The organism is Novosphingobium aeonii, from assembly GCF_052279045.1.
GTDB lineage: Bacteria > Pseudomonadota > Alphaproteobacteria > Sphingomonadales > Sphingomonadaceae > Novosphingobium.
Genome location: NZ_CP176834.1, coordinates 126,279 through 144,181 on the forward strand (window position 1 = coordinate 126,279; position 17,903 = coordinate 144,181).

19 protein-coding genes and 3 pseudogenes are annotated in these 17,903 nt (G+C 64.4%); 14 read left to right on the forward strand and 8 right to left on the reverse strand.

Going from position 1 to position 17,903, the window contains the following annotated elements:
• Positions 1-60 precede the first annotated feature (60 nt).
• The 3 genes from ACLIMP_RS25340 to ACLIMP_RS25350 form a co-directional block, all read right to left on the reverse strand.
• Positions 61-1,845: a copper resistance system multicopper oxidase gene (locus ACLIMP_RS25340; protein WP_303761859.1), complete on the reverse strand. Its 1,785-nt coding sequence runs from the start codon at positions 1,843-1,845 to the stop codon at positions 61-63.
• A gap of 86 nt (positions 1,846-1,931) precedes the next feature.
• Complete coding sequence (locus ACLIMP_RS25345; RefSeq protein WP_021236450.1) at positions 1,932-2,198, reverse strand: hypothetical protein; 267 nt, start codon at positions 2,196-2,198, stop codon at positions 1,932-1,934.
• 30 nt (positions 2,199-2,228) lie between these two features.
• Positions 2,229-2,567 (reverse strand): hypothetical protein, encoded by a 339-nt coding sequence (locus ACLIMP_RS25350; RefSeq protein WP_167302014.1) that lies wholly within the window; start codon positions 2,565-2,567, stop codon positions 2,229-2,231.
• 170 nt (positions 2,568-2,737) lie between these two features.
• Here ACLIMP_RS25350 and ACLIMP_RS25355 point away from each other — a divergent pair, with 170 nt between their 5' ends.
• The 5 genes and pseudogenes from ACLIMP_RS25355 (at position 2,738) to ACLIMP_RS25375 (ending at position 7,225) form a co-directional block, all read left to right on the forward strand.
• On the forward strand, positions 2,738-5,101 hold the full coding sequence (locus ACLIMP_RS25355) for a heavy metal translocating P-type ATPase (RefSeq protein WP_443478927.1): 2,364 nt from the start codon (positions 2,738-2,740) through the stop codon (positions 5,099-5,101).
• Positions 5,098-5,514, forward strand: coding sequence for a Cu(I)-responsive transcriptional regulator (gene cueR / locus ACLIMP_RS25360; RefSeq protein WP_037520666.1), 417 nt, complete (start codon positions 5,098-5,100; stop codon positions 5,512-5,514). Before ACLIMP_RS25355 ends, cueR begins: the two co-directional genes overlap by 4 nt.
• A 301-nt stretch (positions 5,515-5,815) precedes the next feature.
• Positions 5,816-6,400, forward strand: a pseudogene (locus ACLIMP_RS25365) (recombinase family protein).
• 4 nt (positions 6,401-6,404) lie between these two features.
• Positions 6,405-6,659 (forward strand): annotated as a pseudogene (locus ACLIMP_RS25370) (DUF4158 domain-containing protein); the annotation flags it as partial.
• 29 nt (positions 6,660-6,688) lie between these two features.
• Positions 6,689-7,225 (forward strand): annotated as a pseudogene (locus tag ACLIMP_RS25375) (sensor histidine kinase).
• A 15-nt stretch (positions 7,226-7,240) separates the two neighbouring features.
• Here ACLIMP_RS25375 and ACLIMP_RS25380 read toward each other — a convergent pair.
• Complete coding sequence (locus ACLIMP_RS25380; protein ID WP_303761847.1) at positions 7,241-7,744, reverse strand: DUF983 domain-containing protein; 504 nt, start codon at positions 7,742-7,744, stop codon at positions 7,241-7,243.
• A gap of 138 nt (positions 7,745-7,882) precedes the next feature.
• Positions 7,883-8,167, reverse strand: coding sequence for a hypothetical protein (locus tag ACLIMP_RS25385; protein WP_303761846.1), 285 nt, complete (start codon positions 8,165-8,167; stop codon positions 7,883-7,885).
• A 219-nt stretch (positions 8,168-8,386) separates the two neighbouring features.
• On the opposite strand from ACLIMP_RS25385, the gene ACLIMP_RS25390 reads away from it, so the two are divergent.
• Positions 8,387-8,656, forward strand: a complete 270-nt coding sequence (locus tag ACLIMP_RS25390) for a hypothetical protein (protein ID WP_066701706.1) — start codon at positions 8,387-8,389, stop codon at positions 8,654-8,656.
• 48 nt (positions 8,657-8,704) lie between these two features.
• Here the strand turns inward: ACLIMP_RS25390 and ACLIMP_RS25395 are convergent, their stop codons facing one another.
• A complete protein-coding gene (locus tag ACLIMP_RS25395) occupies positions 8,705-10,000 on the reverse strand; it encodes a DUF8535 domain-containing protein (protein ID WP_303761843.1) in 1,296 nt (431 codons plus the stop codon).
• A gap of 108 nt (positions 10,001-10,108) precedes the next feature.
• Here ACLIMP_RS25395 and ACLIMP_RS25400 point away from each other — a divergent pair, with 108 nt between their 5' ends.
• On the forward strand, positions 10,109-11,104 hold the full coding sequence (locus tag ACLIMP_RS25400; protein WP_303761841.1) for a lytic transglycosylase domain-containing protein: 996 nt from the start codon (positions 10,109-10,111) through the stop codon (positions 11,102-11,104).
• A gap of 54 nt (positions 11,105-11,158) precedes the next feature.
• Here the strand turns inward: ACLIMP_RS25400 and ACLIMP_RS25405 are convergent, their stop codons facing one another.
• Together ACLIMP_RS25405 and ACLIMP_RS25410 are read right to left on the reverse strand one after the other, a co-directional pair.
• Positions 11,159-11,707: a hypothetical protein gene (locus ACLIMP_RS25405; protein ID WP_303761839.1), complete on the reverse strand. Its 549-nt coding sequence runs from the start codon at positions 11,705-11,707 to the stop codon at positions 11,159-11,161.
• A 95-nt stretch (positions 11,708-11,802) separates the two neighbouring features.
• Complete coding sequence (locus ACLIMP_RS25410; protein ID WP_036528824.1) at positions 11,803-12,315, reverse strand: hypothetical protein; 513 nt, start codon at positions 12,313-12,315, stop codon at positions 11,803-11,805.
• A 360-nt stretch (positions 12,316-12,675) separates the two neighbouring features.
• Between ACLIMP_RS25410 and ACLIMP_RS25415 the strand changes: the two genes are divergently transcribed.
• From ACLIMP_RS25415 to ACLIMP_RS25445, 7 genes are read left to right on the forward strand one after another with little or no spacing between them, the layout of a single operon-like run.
• The gene (locus tag ACLIMP_RS25415) at positions 12,676-12,996 is read left to right on the forward strand and encodes a TrbC/VirB2 family protein (RefSeq protein WP_008832026.1); all 321 of its coding nucleotides are present in this window, start codon (positions 12,676-12,678) and stop codon (positions 12,994-12,996) included.
• A 55-nt stretch (positions 12,997-13,051) separates the two neighbouring features.
• Entirely contained in the window at positions 13,052-13,342 is a 291-nt protein-coding gene (traL, locus tag ACLIMP_RS25420; RefSeq protein WP_008832027.1) for a type IV conjugative transfer system protein TraL, read from the forward strand.
• Between the two features lies 1 nt (position 13,343).
• Positions 13,344-13,910, forward strand: a complete 567-nt coding sequence (locus ACLIMP_RS25425) for a type IV conjugative transfer system protein TraE (RefSeq protein WP_036528784.1) — start codon at positions 13,344-13,346, stop codon at positions 13,908-13,910.
• Positions 13,907-14,710 (forward strand): type-F conjugative transfer system secretin TraK, encoded by an 804-nt coding sequence (locus ACLIMP_RS25430; RefSeq protein WP_443478928.1) that lies wholly within the window; start codon positions 13,907-13,909, stop codon positions 14,708-14,710. Before ACLIMP_RS25425 ends, ACLIMP_RS25430 begins: the two co-directional genes overlap by 4 nt.
• A 4-nt stretch (positions 14,711-14,714) precedes the next feature.
• Positions 14,715-16,046 (forward strand): TraB/VirB10 family protein, encoded by a 1,332-nt coding sequence (locus ACLIMP_RS25435; RefSeq protein ID WP_443478929.1) that lies wholly within the window; start codon positions 14,715-14,717, stop codon positions 16,044-16,046.
• Positions 16,033-16,914, forward strand: a complete 882-nt coding sequence (locus ACLIMP_RS25440) for a DsbC family protein (RefSeq protein ID WP_036528780.1) — start codon at positions 16,033-16,035, stop codon at positions 16,912-16,914. The genes ACLIMP_RS25435 and ACLIMP_RS25440 overlap by 14 nt, the downstream gene beginning before the upstream one ends.
• Positions 16,890-17,903, forward strand: coding sequence for a TraV family lipoprotein (locus tag ACLIMP_RS25445; protein WP_236727441.1), 1,014 nt, complete (start codon positions 16,890-16,892; stop codon positions 17,901-17,903). Before ACLIMP_RS25440 ends, ACLIMP_RS25445 begins: the two co-directional genes overlap by 25 nt.

Consider the following 17,903-nt stretch of genomic DNA (forward strand, 5'->3'; position numbering starts at 1 on the left):
GGTTATGCTGCCCCAGCGCGGGCGTTGCGGCGGCCGCGAGAAGCAGGCTGAGGAGATACTTCATGCCGCATCTCCCTCCAGCGGACGGATGGTGACGACACGGAACATTCCGGCGTGCATGTGAAGCAGCAGATGGCAGTGAAACGCCCAGTCGCCGGGTGCGTCTGCCGTCAGGTCTAAGCTGACCTTGCCGCCCGGCAACACATTGACCGTGTGCTTGCGGGGATAGCTGCCGGTATGGCCGTTCACCACCTCGAAGAAATGGCCATGCAGATGAACCGGGTGGGTCATCATCGTATCGTTGATGAGCACGACGCGAGCGCGTTCGTTACGTTCGAAGCGGATCGGCTCGACCCCTTCGCTGAATTTCTCGCCATCGAACGACCACATGAAGCGCTCCATGTTGCCGGTGAGGTGGACCTCGATCGTGCGTTGCGGCGGGCGCGTGTCAGGGTTTGGGGTAAGCGACATAAGGTCACGGTAGGTCAGCACCTTGTGCCCGACATCTTCCAGCCCGACGCCCGGATCGCCGGTACGATCGACTGGTGACATGGCGATGGCATCCACGCCAACACCGACCTTGACGCTGTCGGGGACCAAAGACTTGTCGCGCATGTTCATGCTGCCCATCGAATGGGAGCCGCCATGATCCATCCCGGCCATTGCGCCATGGTCCATTCCAGCCATTGAACTATGATCCATGCTGCCCATGCCCATGTCCCTCATGGTGAGTGTCGGACGTGGGCGAAGCGGTGGAACGGGCGCGGTCATCCCCATGCGCGGCGCGAGCGTGGCGCGCGCCATGCCGGAACGATCGATCGATTCCGCGACGAGCGTGAACGCCTTGTCCTCGGTTGGCTGGATAATGACGTCATAGGTCTCGGCATTGCCGATCTGGAATTCGTCCACGGTCACCGGACGGACATTCAGCCCATCAGCGCTGACCACGGTCATGGGCAGACCCGGAATGCGGATATTGAAGATCGTCATGGTAGCAGCATTAATGAAGCGCAGCCGCACCCGCTCGCCGGAGCGAAAGAGGCCGGTCCAGTTTTCCTGCGGCCCGTGACCATTAACGAGATAAGTATAGGTGGCAGCCGTCACGTCCGCGATGTCCGTGGGGTCCATCCGCATCTTTCCCCACATGGCGCGGTCGGAAGCGGACATGCTCTCCTCGGGACCACCACGCAGCATGCCGAACAGCGTCTGCCTCTGGCGGTTGAAATAGCCGCCTTCCGATTTGAGCTTGGTGACGAGCTGGTGCGGATGCAGGAAGGTCCAGTCGCTGAGCACGATCACATGCTCGCGATCATAGGCGACCGGATCGGGCTCGGCGGGATCGATCACGATCGGCCCGTAATGGCCCTGCTGCTCCTGGAGTCCGGAGTGGCTGTGATACCAGTAGGTGCCGCTTTGCAGCAGCGGAAATTCGTAAACGAAGGTAGTGTGCGGCTTGATACCAGGGAAGCTGACGCCGGGAACGCCGTCCATCTGAAATGGTACGATCAGCCCATGCCAGTGGATCGAGCTATCCTCATCCAGCGTATTTTCGACATGGAGGCGCACATTCTGCCCCTCGCGCAGCCGGATCAGCGGCGCGGGCAATACGCCGTTCATCGTGACGGCATGGCCGGTGCGGCCGCCAACCGTAAAGGGGGTGTTCGCGATTTTAAGGTGGATATTCTCGCCCGAAAGCGTGGGCATCTGCGGCGCCAGCCCCGGCGAGCCGGCCAGACCTGCCGAACCCGATTGGGCCCAGGCAGGGAACAGGCCGGAAAAGCCCAGTCCGGCGGCGCCGACCGCGCCGGCACGCAGCAGGGATCGCCGATCGATCGTCTGTGTCATGATATTGTCCTCGGCTCCATCGGGGGAGCCCGCTATGTGCTGAATGGGCCGGGAGACGGGAAAGCCGCCTCCCGGTTTGCGTTCGATCAGTGCTGACTCATGCCATGTCCGGCATGCGGATCGGCGGCAGGCGCCTCCGCCTTGCCCTCGGCCTTCATTTTCTCGCAGCAGGCCATCTTGCCATCAGCCCCCTTGTCGCAGCAGCCGCTGGACATATCGTGACCTTCATGCCCGTCATGGCCGGTCTTTTCGCCCTGGCTGGTGGGTGGGGTGCGCACATCGGCCGGTGCGGCGCTCTGGGCGAAGGCTGGCATGGCGATCATCATCGTGATCGCAGCAATTATCAACTTCATGACTAATCTCCGGAAGAAATTGGATGAACCTCAATTCCCCGGAATCATGCGCGGCGGCGGCGTGTCTCTCTCAAGCGTGATCGCGATGAGATGTTTCTGTCCCGCAACAGAATATAAGGCCTTTGTTGGCCGATCCAACTGCTCGATGAGGGGAGGCATTGCCGGGAACGCCGCGCAGGCAACGGCGCAGTGCATGCCGGGTTCGGGTGATTTACGATGGGAGGGAGATTCACTCCCGGCGCAATGCCCCGCGACCGAAGCCATCTCCATCGCACCCTGATGCGGCATAGCCGTTGCAGTGCCGCTCGCCATCGATACGGACGAGACGAGCATGGCAAGCGCAATCAGGAGCGACGAAAGCAACTTCATCGCAATCCTGTTGGGTGGTGGGGCCTGTTGGGCGGTCGGGCCATGGGTGACAACGATTCGAATCCTTTTCGAACCCTTCATGCACCTTGACACAATGATAAGGTCAAGTGCCTATTGACTCTGACATGGTGTCAAACTCCATCTTGCCCTGCGATAGAAGGAGACGGTTGATGGCCGAGTCGAAACATGGCGTTCATTCCGGTGTCCACAGTTGTTGTGGTGACCATGGCAAGCATTCCGCCGGACTGGTGGTCGACCCGGTTTGCGGCATGACGGTCGATCCCGAAAAAACCGCGCATCACGCGACCTATGCTGGCCACGACTATCATTTTTGCAGCGCCGGCTGCCGCGAGAAGTTCATTGCGGACCCGGAAGCGCATCTGAACAAGTCCGACGTCGAACCCGTCGATGCGCCGCCGGGGACGATGTGGACCTGCCCGATGCATCCGGAGATCCGGCAGGACCATCCCGGCGCCTGCCCGATCTGCGGCATGGGGCTTGAGCCGGAAATGGTCAGCGCCGATACCGGACCCAGCGCCGAGCTGCTCGACATGACACGGCGTTTCTGGATTGGCCTTGCGCTGGCCCTCCCGGTCTTCATCCTCGAAATGGGCGGGCACCTTTTCCCGGCGCTGCATCATCTCGTGCCCATGAAGCTGTCGATCTGGATCCAGTTCGCGCTGGCGACGCCGGTCGTGCTGTGGGCGGCCTGGCCCTTTTTCGAGCGCGGCTGGGCTTCGCTGAAGACGCGCAATCTCAACATGTTCACGCTGATCGCGATGGGGACCGGCGTCGCATGGGCCTATAGCGTCGTCGCGACGCTGGCGCCCGGTATCTTCCCGGACGCCTTCCGCGCCGCTGACGGGACCGTCGCGGTCTATTTCGAGGCGGCCGCCGTCATTACCGTGCTGGTGCTGCTGGGGCAGGTGCTGGAACTGCGCGCGCGCGAACGCACATCGGGCGCGATCAAGGCATTGCTCAACCTTGCCCCGAAAACCGCTCGGCGCATCGCCGAGGACGGCAGCGAGGCGGAAATCCCGCTGGAGGATGTGGCGGTGGGGGATCGGCTGCGGGTGCGGCCGGGCGAAAAGGTGCCGGTTGACGGCGTGGTCGAGGAAGGGCGTTCGGCGCTCGATGAATCGATGGTCACGGGCGAATCCATGCCCGTCACCAAGTCGGATGGCGACAGCGTGATCGGCGGCACGATGAACCAGAGCGGCGCCCTGGTCATCCGCGCCGACAAGGTCGGGCGCGATACCATGCTGTCGCGCATCGTCCAGATGGTCGCCGAGGCGCAGCGCTCGCGCGCGCCGATCCAGCGCATGGCCGATCAGGTCTCGGGCTGGTTCGTGCCGGTTGTCATCGGGGTCGCTGTCCTCGCCTTCGTCATCTGGGGCGTCTGGGGACCGGAGCCGCGCTTTGCCCATGGGCTGATCGCGGCGGTATCGGTGCTGATCATCGCCTGCCCCTGCGCATTGGGGCTGGCGACGCCGATGTCGATCATGGTCGGCGTCGGGCGCGGGGCGGGGCTTGGCGTGCTGATCAAGAATGCCGAAGCGCTGGAGCATATGGAGAAGGTCGACACGCTGGTCGTCGACAAGACCGGCACGCTGACCGAAGGCAAGCCCGCCGTCACCCGGATCGTCGCGGCGGATGGCTATGCGGAAAGCGAGTTGCTGCGGATTGCCGCCGGCGTCGAGCGCGCCTCGGAGCATCCGCTGGCGCTGGCGATCGTCGATGCGGCGACGGGCCGAGGCATCGACATTCCTCCCGTCAGCGATTTCGATTCACCCACCGGCAAGGGGGCGCTGGGCACCGTCGAAGGCAAGCGGGTCACATTGGGGAATGCGCGCTTCCTGGCAGAATCGGGGATCGATACCGCGCCGCTTGTCGCCGAGGCCGATGCACTTCGCGGCGATGGCGCGACGGCGATCTTCATGGGGCTGGATGATCGGGCCGTGGGGATTTTCGCCATCGCCGATCCGATCAAGCCGACGACACCCGAGGCGCTGGCCGCCCTGCGCGCCGACGGCATCAAGGTGGTGATGCTGACCGGCGACAATCGCACCACGGCTGAAGCGGTTGCGCGTCAACTCGGCATCGATGCGGTCGAGGCCGATGTGCTGCCCGACCAGAAGGCGAATGTCGTCGCGCGGCTGAAGCAGGAAGGCCGCGTCGTCGCCATGGCGGGCGATGGCGTCAATGATGCCCCGGCGCTGGCGGCGGCCGACGTCGGCATCGCGATGGGACATGGCACCGACGTTGCCATGGAAAGCGCGGGCGTGACCTTGCTCAAGGGCGATCTCAACGGCATCGTCCGGGCCCGCCAGCTCAGTGAGGCGACGATGTCGAATATCCGGCACAACCTGTTCTTCGCTTTCATCTACAACGCGGCGGGTGTGCCGATCGCGGCGGGGCTGCTCTATCCGGTCTTCGGCATCCTGCTCTCGCCGATGATCGCGGCGGCGGCGATGGCGCTGTCGTCGGTGAGCGTCGTCGCCAACGCGCTGCGCCTCAACCGGGTGAAGCTGTGAATATCGGCGCGGCCTCGCAGGCGAGCGGCGTCTCGCAGCGGATGATCCGCCATTATGAGAAGATCGGCCTGATCCCGGCGCCGCCGCGCCGGGACAGCGGCTATCGCGATTATGCCGATGCCGATGTCCACCGCCTGCGCTTCATCGCCAATGCGCGCGACCTCGGCTTTCCGATCGAGGATATTCGCGATCTCCTCGGGCTGTGGAGCAACAGCCAGCGCGCCAGCGCCGAAGTGAAGGCACTCGCCGTCGCCCGCGCGGAAGAACTCGGCCGCAAGGCAGAAGCGCTTCAGGCACTGCGCCAGACGCTGCTCGAACTGGCGGAGCGCTGCCATGGGGACGACCGCCCCGATTGCCCGATCATCGAGCGCATGTCTGGCGAGGACGACCGCGACGCCGCGGGCGTTCGATGAGGAAACCAGGACCCGGATATGGCTCGGTAGGCGGCAATGGACCGCATTGCCTGTTTACCCGCCTGCGTTGACATTGAACGCAGACGTCGGCTTTGCTGGCGAGAGCTGCCGCTCATGCGCGAGCCTGGAACGGCACGAGTTGGTCGGCCCCTGCCGCGCTCACCCCTGTCGCCAAACACATGTTTCACGACAGGGGACGACGCAAACGGATTGCAGTTCCATGACGACGCCCGATTATGTACGACAAACCCTGTCGCCTTGATCTAATGCGCGACAACATCAATTCAGAGGTTTGTCGTACATGCTCATCGGGTACATGCGTGTCTCATCGGTCGACGATCGCCAGTCGGTCGACCTGCAGCGCGATGCTCTCATCGCCGCCGGCGTCGATGAGCGTCATCTCTATTCCGACAAAGCATCGGGCGCACGGGACGATCGCCCCGGGCTGAAGGCTTGCCTGGAGTACCTGAAGCATGGCGACACGCTGATCGTTTGGAAGCTCGACCGCCTCGGGCGATCCCTGGCCAACCTTCTGACGATCATCACCGACCTGAAAGACCGGGGCGTGGCGTTCTGATCACTGACGGAGCAGATGGACACGTCGACGCCCCATGGAGAATTGCTGTTTTCGCTTTTCGGCGCGCTTGCTCAATATGAACGCGCGCTCACGCGCGAACGGGTGATGGCGGGTTTGGCAGCAGCTCGGCGGCGCGGTCGGCACGGGGGGCGTCCACCTAGCATCAACGCGGAAACGATCGAGCAGATCACTGACGCACTCAATGCTGGTGCAAGCAAGGCGTCAGTGTGCCGGTCCTTCAAGGTGCCCCGATCGACCCTCATCGGCACGCTTGATCGGATTGGCTGGACGGGGCCAGCCAAGGCCTGAGCAGATGCCCCGCCGTTCTGTTCTGACCGAGGCGCAACATGCCGAGTTGTTCGCCTTGTCCGAAAACGAAGCCGACCTGGTGCGGTACTGGACGCTCGGTGTCGACGATCTGCGCGCCATCACGAGCCGAAGGCGTCCCCACAACCGACTCGGTTTTGCGCTACAGCTCTGTGCCTTGCGCTATCCCGGCCGGCTGCTGAAGCCCGGCGAATTCATCCCGGATGCTCCTCTCAGGTTCGTCGGGGATCAGCTCGGCATCCCGAGACAGCCACGATGGTGCGCGGGCAAATGAGCAAATATGTGCGGCATCTCGGCAGCCTGGTCGAGGACCTGCTCGACATCGCACGCATCGACCAAGGCAAGATCGCGCTCAAGAAGGAGCATCTGTTGCTCCAGGATCTGCTGACCTTTGCCGTCGAAGGATCACGCCATCATATCGATGCGGCCAGCCATGAGCTGATCCAGGATGTCGCGCCTGAGCCGATCTGGCTGGAGGCCGATCATGCCCGGCTTGCGCGGGTCGTCGGCAATCTCCTCACCAACGCCGCCAAATACACGCCTGCGGGCGGAGAAATTCACCTCTCCGCGAGGCGCGAAGAGGATCAGGTCCGCATCGAGGTCGCCGATACGGGCGTCGGCATCCCGGCGGAGATGCAGGCCCGGATCTGAGATCTGTTTGCCCAGATCGATGGGTCCAACCAGCGCACGCAGGAAGGACTTGGGATCGGACTCGCGCTCGTCAAACAGTTGGTCGAGCTCCACGGCGGGACGATCACGCTCAAGCGCAGCGCGCCGGGAGAGGGCAGCGTTTTCGAGGTCGTCTGAGGCGGGCCGCGACCTCTACGGTCCATCGTCCCCAGGCTCGGCCACTCCTGTTGTTCGCTCCTTTTCGAACCCGTGCATGCCCCACCACCACTGCAGCGCGATGATCGCGCCTTTGGCGGGCTGCAACAGGCCAAGAAGCAGAACAAGCGCCAGCGGTACGATGATCGCCATCATCGCGATGACCGAGAGCGCGAAATCGCGGGCCAGCGCGATGATGAGGGGCGCCATGAGGTGACCGGTCACGATGATTGCCACATAGGCCGGGAAGTCGTCCGCGCGTTGATGGCTCCAGTCCTGGCCGCAGTGTGCGCAGATGGTCACAGGTTTGAGGAATCGGTAGAATAGGTGCGCTTCGCCGCACCTTGGACAGCGGCCGCGCACGCCGCGTAGCGCGGCGGTACCCAGCGTTTCGGGCAGAGCGCAGTCTCGACGGTTCGGCCCGATGAACTGGGCGGGCGGGGCGCCGGCCGGACGATTACGGCGATCGAATGGCGTTCGGGTGAAAGCAGGCAAGATCATCTCGCTGCTATCGAAAAGAGAGGCAAGGCTGGACGGCAGACAGCCCCAGGAATCATATGGCTTTTACACTCAAATGTGAAGGCGCAGTTAAGATGTATAAAACATCATTCCGACGTCCGAAATGTGCGATCGATCTGATTAAAGCGGCGATCCGAGAGCCTGCGCTGCGTCGTCCAGATCCGCCTCCGCGATGACATAGCTGTCGCCCTCTCCGGCAAAGAAGAGGTTCAGTTGCGCCTCGCTTCGGGCTTCTGGCGCGGGACCATGGTGCGCCTCGTCCCAATGCGCCTCGACGAAGCTCCACAAGGCCGCGCTGGCCGCTGGCTGATCGTCATAGATGCCTACCTTCTCCGTCCCCTGGAAGACGATCACCAATACCGTAGCCAGCACAGCCTTCTTCGCCCTTGAACCGTTGCCTTTCATGGGATTCCGCACGAACCTGCGACGCTTCAGGCACCCCGTGCGGCTTTCATTCGCCCTCCGGCAAGATGGGCAAAGAATGAGCGGGTTCAACAGGCTGAATTAAGACCATTTTGGAGCTAAACCATTTGCCAATATGCTTGTGCTAGGAAGTGTCGAACGCGCGGGAACAGGTGTCGTCTCAAGCGCGTACTGGACATGGCAAGAAAGACATAGAGACTCATGGCGCAGTTGACGCAGATGGAAATTGCCAATTGGCTTGCGATTTACGTTGGCGTCGGCCTGTGCTGCGCGCTCGCAGTTTCGCTGTCGGTCGGGGTGCTTCTCGGACAGCTGGTTCAGGAGCGTGCCTGGCGCCAAATTCACGATGTGCGTGGAGCAGCATTGTTTCTGCCCCGGACCTGGTGGCGCTGGCAGAAACTCTATTTGCTGTCGACGCCGGTCACCTTGGGCATTGTGGCATGGTTCGCCGCGACGCTCCGCTGGTCCTGAGCAGAGGCGAGGGCGCTCGCCGTATCATTATTGCCTGATGCGCCGGGCTCACAGGCCTAAGGCGGTTCGCACGATATCCGGTACGGCACCGCGCTCAAGCGCGTCGGGCCCGAGGCTAATCAGCGGCGCGATCATCTCGAGGCGCGGATGGATGGCGGCCTTCACCGCCAGAAAGTTCTCGTCGAGGGCGCTCTGCGCCGCAACGACCAGCTGCCGGATCTCGCCGGTCTCTCTCGACTGCGCTTCAAGCAGGAAGTCGGGCCGACAGGCGCCTTGCGGGGTCAACTGGTCGAAGAGCGGCTTTTCGATCACGAGATCAATACCGAGGCGATCGAGCCCTCGTCGCGCGTCAAGCAGGCCGCGATAGAGAGATCGCTCGAATTCGGAGGCAACCGGCACGAAACGCTGGCCTGAGAGGATGGGCTGCGCATAGGCGCGCAGCGCCGCATAGCCGTCGGCCTCGGGATATTCGCCGACCACGACTAGCACTAGGTAAGGACCTTTGATCGGGTTGCCGCGGATCGATGGGGACTGCACCCGATTGGCGAGCACCAGCGGCTCGGCGCCCGCGACATGGATGGTCGCACCCTGCACCGCTGTTGCGTAGAGCGCGAGGAACGCCTGTGGTGCGTGACCCGGTGGCCACTGATGGGATAGCGCGCGCAGGCCTGCGAACACGCGATTATTGTGAAAGGGGCGGGCATGTGTCCATAAGGCGCGGCCGAGCTCGATGCCGGGTGCAAGCTCGATCCGCGCGGCCGCCGCGCTCAGGGCCCTGAATTCTTGTGCAATGGAGCGTTCGGGCGGCTCCGCCCCAAGCGGCGGCGTGCGATGGACACCGGCCAGGGTCATAAGGCGCCAGAGAAGGCGGGCGAGACGCGGCACCGTCGCGTTGCGTGTCCTGTCGTCGATACTGTCGGCCTGCGGCTTTTGCGCCAGCTTCTCGGGGGCTGGCCGCAGCACTTCGAAATAGCCTTCCGGGGGATCGGCCGGCGAATGGGGTGTACGGATCTCCGAAATGCGATTGGTCGCCTGCTCGCGAAAGAAGGGACATTGGGAACGATGCTCGGGCCGGTCTGCGCCCGTCAGGCGCCGCAGATAATAGGTTTCAGCTTCCGACAGGAAGGCGGGGGTCAGGACCGGCGGCCGGGTGTCGGGACCCAGGCAGTCGCATGCGATCCACTTGGCGCCGATCCGTGCTTGCTGGACCAGCGCGATCCCCGCCTCTTCATCGCCGCGCGAGCCTTCGCCCGTATACCAGCGCACCAGTGCGGACCGCACGAGGTCGGGAAGGGGGATGCGACGACCTTTTTGTCCGTCGCCCTGCCGGTCGATCAGCCACATGGAGAAGCCCTTTTGGAGCGCAATGGGCAAAGTCTGACCAGGCGCCGCGGGATTGACAACGGGATTTGGGTTCACCTCCACTCGGAAGGACAGGTTTCGGGAGGTTTTATGAAGACCGCGCTCCTTGCTGCACCGCTGCTCACCATCACCCTCGCGGCCCCGCTTGCCGCCGCCAGCCCGCAAGGTTCGCCGCGCACCGTTCAGCTCATCACGATGGGCGTGCCGGCGCCGCCACGCCTGCCGGCCGCTACGGGCTCAGATGGCACAGACCGCCCGGACACGCCCGCGGTGGACGAAGGAGCTCCGCTCGCCGAGGCACGTGCAGCCGCGCTTCCAGCCTCGTTCAGCGTCCATGATCTCAGCCGCAAATGGGTGCAGTTCCAGATGGCGCAGACCTACGGGCAAGTGGCCCCCGGCGAGACCTCGCCGGTCGACGTGTCGGCTTCCGGGGCGGCGCCGCCAGTTGCGGCCGCGCCCGGCGTTTCTGCCGAGCCGACGCTGGAGGCGATACCCGTCCCTGCGTGGATGCGCGGCGGACTGGCCTTTGCCAGCGCCGCAACCCGATACACGGCAGGATGCTATGCCGTAGGCTATCGGCCGGCTGGTTTCCTCAGCGCCCAGGCGGAGATCCGGCGGGCGGGCTATTACGGGATGATGAGCGCGATCGCGTGCCAATATGGCATCCCGGTCGGCCTTTTCGACGCCATGATCATCCGCGAAAGCCGCTACAATGACCAGGCCGTTTCGCCGAAAAATGCCTATGGATTGACCCAGCTCATGCCCGGCACGGCCGCGGGGCTGGGCGTGGATCGCTACGATATCGAGCAGAATCTGCACGGCGGCGCGCGCTATCTGCGCAGCCAGCTCGATCGCTTCGGCCAGGTCCATCTGGCGTTGGCGGCCTATAATGCCGGGCCGGGACGGGTGCGGGGCGGCCAGGTGCCGCGGATCGCCGAGACCCAGGCCTATGTCGACGATATCCTCCTCAACTGGCGGCGCTTGAGCGGTTTCACGCGGACGGCCAGTGTTACCGGCCCATCGTTGCCGCCGACTCCAACATCGCCGCGTTTCAATGGACGCAGCGCGATCGTTTCGCGCTTCTGAGGCGAGACCGAGCCGACGGACGCCGGTGCGAACCGCGCGGACGGCGTCCGTCAGTCAATCCAGGCGGAAGCTCTGCTCCATGCGGGCGCGACGCTCGATGATCGCGATGACCTCGCGTACCACCCGGTCAACGACGCCGTCGCGCAAGGGGCCTGCCCATTCGCGGCGGATCTCGGTGCCATCCATGCCTTCCACGTCGTTGAGCGCATGGACAAGCGAGAGCGGCAGGCTCGCGAACACCTCGGAAATCATCTGCATCATCGTCGAGAATCGGCCGTCATGGAGAAGGTCCAGGTCGCGAAGAGTTTCGACACCGAGAACGGCCTGGATGAACCCGATTTGAAGGACATGAAGGATCGTCTGAAACTCGACGAGCGTCATGCTCTCACGGGTGGAAGGATCGGCGGTGGGCCGCAGAAGATTAGACAGGCGGTTGCGCCTGATGCCGGTCTTGAGCGCCAGTTTCCGCACGCTCACATTTTGATCCGACATCGCCTGAAGAATGTAAGGAATATAGTCCCTGAAGGGGATCGCAGCGCTCTCTTCAGCGGACTTGCTTTCGTCCGTCGAGGAAAGTGCCCCGCTGCTGGCAAGGGATGTCATGAACCGGCCCCCTGATCCTGCTCCGTGAGAGCACCAAATCACAGCGAGAAACGCTTTGCAACAACCTCTGACCTGAATTTCTTTATAGGTATCGGCTAAGCCATTGGAACGGATGGACTTACCTGTTGCGAATCGCTCGCAATTTTTCCGGCGGCCTGGGTAGGCGGTAAATCGAGCCCCTGTTCGCGCAGCTTCGCTACGACGGCCTTCGCCTTCTGCTCGACGATATAGTCGAACAGGAGAAGCGACAGCATGTCGCCGGCGGACATGCCCTGCCCGAGTTGCTTGGCCAGAATATGCTGGGCCTCGCTGAGGTTCTCGGCGCTGCTCGCGGTAACGCGCAGTTTGATACGAATGCCGCCTTCGGTGGGGATCTTGTCCAGATGCGAGCGAAGCACATCGGAATCATGATCCATGGCCGCGGCGGAGGCGGCGCGGGCATTCACCAGCGTCGCGAGCGTCTGGTAAGAATGGGTTTCGTTCGAGCGCAGCCGCACGCTTTCGGTGGTGAGGCGGAAGAAGTGCTCGGAGATATCGATGCTGACCTGTCGGGGGAAACCTACTCCCGCCGCGTCCTGTCCCTGTGACGTTTTGTAACCCTGCCCCACTCGACCCCCCTGAGTGCCGGATCCCGCGTCCTTGCTACGCGGCACGAACCTCATGCCGATTCCACGGTAGAACTTAACCGTTAACCAATCTTATCGCAAATTTTCGCGAGTCGCGCGGGTGGCTCGGATTTCGGGCCAGCGTGGCGCGCGCTGGTGATCGTCCTGGTCTGCACGGCGGGCCACCCCGGCTCGCAGCGCGTACCGGAGCGGTTCGCGCGCGGCGCCAAGCGACTCGGGCTGGAAGAAAAATTCATGTCTCCCGCAACGCGCCGAGCCGGGGAAGGTTGCTCGGCCGGCGAGCGAGGGGACAGCCTTCGATTGGGCGCGGAACCGCCGCGTCTCAATCGGAAGGAAATGCTCATGCAACAGGTACTGAAGCATGGCGGGCGGGTAGAGCTTGCGATCCTCGTGATCGCGGCGCTGGCCTTCGCGCTGCTCATGTTCGCCGGACCGGCCTTCGCCGGCGCCGACACCACCTTCGACACCGCGCTCACCAAGTTCACCGACTTCCTCGAGGGATCAGGCGGCAAGATCATCACCGTGCTCAGCCTCGCCGGCGGCGTGGTCGCGCTCGCCTCGGGCCGCTTCTCGATGGGCCAGATCGCCATCCCGGTGGGCGTCGGCGTGGGCGCCGGCACCGGCGTGCCGATCGTCACCTCGACCGTCACCGCAACGATCTGACGTGGGTTCGGCCGGCGGCGTAGCAGCGCCGACGGTCCAAATGGAGGGTGGTGCGATGTCTGCGGACAAATATGTCATTCCAACTCATCTGGATGATCCAGAACTGATCGGGCTGTGGACCCTGGATGAGTTCCTCGCGATGGTGATTCCGTTCACCTGGGGGATCCTGTCTCAGCATATCCTTATCGGCATTTTGCTCGCTGGAGCAGGCTGGTGGGGCTTGAAGCGCGCTAAGGCGGGACGGGCGGCATCCTGGCTGCTGCACATGGCCTATTGGCACCTTCCGGCCGGGTTCACCGGCATGAAGGCGACACCGCCCTCCTACCTTCGACTGATGGCCGGCTGACATGGAGATCGCCAACAGCCACGCGCAAAGCCAGCGCGTTCTCAAGCAGCGCAACCTCCTCGTCGCCATCGCCGGCGTGCTCGCAGCGCTTACCGCCATCCTCTTCCTGATGGTAGCGACCCGCGATCGGGAGATCGTCCTGCAGCCGATCCTGCGATCGCCGCTCACAGTCAGCAGCGCCGGGGTCGGCCGCGAGTATCTGGAGATGGTCACGCGCGACGCCGCGGTGCTGACCCTCGATCGATCGCCGAGCAACCTGGAATACTGGATGAAGTCGGTTCTCGATATCACGGCGCCAAGCGCACAGGGGCGGCTCAAGGCGGACCTTCTCAAGATCGTCAACGAGCAGCGCGGATCCTCGATCGCGCAGTTCTTCGCGATCCAGTCGATGAAGCTCGATCCGGACAATCTGACCTCGGACGTGACGGGCGACCTGCACACGATCGTAGGGAGCAAGGTCATCTCCAAGGACCGCCGGACCTTCCGCTTCAAATGGAAATATTCGGGCGTCTCACTGCAGCTCGTCGGCTTCGGGATGGTGTCCAAAGCCGAGGAAGGAGATCAATGATGAGTGCTATCGCCATCGGCAGCACGGCTGCCGGCGCAGCCTTGTGCTCCCGATATTATTGCCATGCGAGCCGTTTCATGGGCGCGGGACTGGTCGCGGTCGGCCTGCTCCTGATCGCCGAACCCGCCTGGGCGGACCAGACGATCATGGCGTCCGACAGCAGCCAGGTCGACTGCCAGGCGTCGGCAAAGGACCTGACCCGCATCAGCCTCGTCGAGGACGAGTTCGCCAGCGTCTCGAAGATCTCCACCGGCAACCCGACAGACGATTTCAGCGTCGTCAACGAACCGGTGCGCGGCGACATCTATCTGTCGGTACCCGAGGGTTTCGGGCGGCCCGCGCTCTCCTTCTTCGGCACGACCAAGCGCGGCTATGTCTACAAGTTCGTTTGCCGCATTGGCGGCGAGCAGGCGGCGCAGGTCTTCGTTTCCAACCCGGCGATCGCGAAAGATCGCTCGGGTGAGGCGGTCGCCACCACTGCCAAGGCCGGCCCGCAGGATGCAGCCGTCGAACTCGTTCAGGCAATGTATTCCAATAGCATCGTCGATGGCTACGAGATGCGGCAGCGCACTTTGCGCCCGGTCTTCGTCGGCGGGCTCAAGGTCCAGATGATCGCGGAATATCGGGGGCAGGAGCTCACCGGCAAGGTTCTGCGCATCGAGAATATGAGTAACGCGCCGATCGCGCTCAACGAAGGCGCGGTCGCGCCGCGCAGCGCGCTCGCCGTCTCCATCGCCGAGTCGACGCTCGCGCCCGGCAAGGTCACCACGGCCTATCTCGTCTCGCAGAGCGGGAGGTAGTCATATGGCACTCGCGGACATTTTCTCGCGCACCCGTCGAACCCTGGACGGTCCCGATGAAGAGACAGAGAATGTTTCTCCCGTAACCGGCGAAATCAGCAGCAACGAGGCGACCCGCAAGAAGCAGCGGTTGCTGCTCGCGGGCGTTGCCGGCGCGGGGCTGGTGCTCTCGTCCTTCTGGATCTTCGGGGGCAACGACAAGGACGCGGCCGAAGACGACGACGGCGAAAAGGTCGAGGTGTCGACCAAGGATCTCGTGAACCGCAACCTCTCCCAACAGGAGTGGATGGGGATGTCCGAGAACCAGTTCCAGTCGATGGAAAACCAGCTGAAGTCGGTGAATGCGCAGCAAAACCGCGTCGACGCGCTGGCAGCCCAGGTCGAGGCGCTGAAGGGGCAGAACCAGGCCCTTCAGGCCGACGGCCAGCGGGTCTTCTCCGCCTACCAGGCCGAGAACGAACGACTCAAGCGCGAGGCGGCCCAGCAGCGGGCGGCACCGCCGCCCCAACCAGGTCCAGCCGCGCTTTACGGTCCGGGCGGGACCCAGGCCTATCGGCGGCCCGATGGCACGCCGGGGGCGGCCGGGCCCGCCGGCGCGCCGATGGGCGGCGCGGAGGTCAAGATGGTGAACTTCCAGACCACCGAGACCGGCAATGCCTCGCGCGTCGCCAAGGGCAACACGGTCTATACCGACAGCGTCAATTACCTGCCGCCCAACAGCTTCGCATCCGCCAAGGTGATCGTCGGCGTCGATGCCAGTGCCGGCGTCAACAGCCAGTCCGACCCGCTTCCGGTCGTGCTGCGCGTGACAGGCCCTGCACGCAGCGTCTTCCAGAATGGGCGCCTGCTCACCACGAAGATCGAGGGCTGCCTCATCAACGGAGCGGCGCGCGGCGACCTTTCGGCCGAGAAAGTCTACGTCAAACTGCAGAAGATGACCTGTCCGCAGCCCGGCGGCCGCTACGCGGTCTCGGAGGTCAAGGGCTTCATCGCCTTCGGCGGCAAGACCGGGGTGCGCGGCCGGGTGGTCTCGCGCGAAGGCGGGCTGGTGACGCAGGCCTTCATTGCCGGCCTCTTCGGGGGTTTTGGCCGCGGCTTCTCCGCAAACGCCAATTCGGTGTTCCAGGGCACCAACATCACCACAAACGGCAAGCGCGACAAACTCTCGGCGGGCGAGATCCTGGAGGGTGGCTTCGGGGAAGGCGTCGCCCAGACCGGCGACATGGTCTCGAAATATCTGATCGAGCGCGCCGAACAATATCAGCCGGTGATCGAGATGCCGACTGGCATCGATGTCGAAATCGTCTTTCTGGAGGGTGTCTATGTCCGTAACTGATCGCCTTCGCGCCGCTGTTGCGCGTACGCCCTGGAGCTATGGCCTCATCGCCCTGCCGGTGGTGGGACTGGGCGCCGCCGCCATCGCTGCCGCTGCCGTTCCGACCGAAGACAGCCAGGTAGCGGGCCTGCTCAAGGCCCGGCTGCCCAAGACCGAGATCAGCGCGGTTAACTGCGCCAAGGTCGCAGGGCTGTGCGAAGTGACGGCCGGCGCCAACCTCTTCTATGTCGATCGCGGCGCCCGCTATCTGGTCATCGGCCGGGTATACGACATGGAAACGCGGCAGGACGTGACCGCCGCACGCCTCCTGGAGATGAACCCCGACATGCTGGTCGGCGGCGCCGCCAAGGCCAATGCGACGACCGCGCTCGGCGGCGAGGCGGACGCTTCTCCCGTCGCACCCACCGCCGGCGCGCGCCGTGTCTCCGTGCCGGTGCGGCCGGCCACGCTGTCGCTCGCGGGGCTGCCCCGCGACGGAGCGATCGTCTGGGGCAACAAGGCATCGAGCCAGTCGGTCACGGTCTTTACCGATTTTCGCTGCGGCTACTGCCGCGCGCTTACCAGCGTGCTGCGCAGCATGGACGTCAAGGTCATCGAACGGCCCATTTCGGTCCTGGGCAGCCGGGATCTGGCCGACCGCGTCTATTGCGCCAAGAACCGGGAAGAGGCGCTCCACGCCGCCTATTCCGGTGCGCCCTTCGAAAGCGGCGGCAAATGCGACACGCGCGGTCTCGACGCTAACGAGCAGTTCGCCCGCAGTCATGGACTGAGCGGGACCCCGGTGATCGTCCGCAGCGACGGCGCGATGCTTGAGGGCTACCGACCCAAGGACGTGCTCGAAGCGTGGCTGAAGGGAGCCAAGTCGTGAAGGGCCGCGCCACTCGCTGGCATGCTGGCCTGGCGCTCGCCGTCCTGCCAGTCATGGGGGGCTGCGCCTCGTTCGGCAGCAATATCGCGGGGAGTTTTTCCTGCCCTGCGCCGGACGGAATTTGCGCGCCGTCGTCATCGATCGACGACCGGGCACTGGCCCTTATCACGGCTGAAGCGCCGGACGCCGTGCCGTCAGCGGCGGGACCCTATCGCGATCCCGACATGGGAGGGGGGAAAGCCGCCCGGACGGCGGTGGCAAGCCCGCGGCGCATGCCGGTGTCGATCGGAGAGGCGGGCCGCACACGGGAGAAAGTGCTGCGGATCGTCTTCCAGCCCTATATCGACGAGCGCGGCCGGTTGCACGAGACGAGCGCCGTCCATGCCGTGGTCGCGCAAGGCAAGTGGCAGCAGCAGGCTATCGCGGACGCGTCTGGCCTCTCCTCCCGCAATGAGCGCGCCGCGGCCTATGCGGGCGAGACGCTCGCCGACGCGGTCGATCGGACCGAGACGGAGCGCTTCTCCCCCGCCGAAGGCCTGCCTGACCCGGCGGCTGTCGCTGCCGCGCGGGCGCGTGCGACGGCAGATCCGGTTGCCAGCATCAAGAGCGCTGTCGCGGCCCGGCTTTCGCCAAGGCCCGATGCGCGGGCGCGGCGCAAGGTCGCAGCGACGCCCCCGCAACCCGTCAGCGCTGCGGCCCCGTCCGCCGAACCGACTGCTCCTCCCGCGGCAGCGGCTGCACCGCCGACACGCGCGGTCCCGTCCGCTCCACAGGCTGCGGCAGTCCCTGGCGCTCCCGCCAAGACGACCGCCGGCGCGGAAGCGGCGGCGCGGGTGAAAGCCGATAGCCGGTACCAGGCGGTGGCGTCGCAGGCACAGGATGGTGCGCGGGCAGCGGCCACGGGCGCGCAGGCGCCCGATCTGCGGCCGGTGCTCAAGCCCACGGTGAATTCGGCCCCATTCCCCGGTGCCGTCGCGGAGGAGAACTGA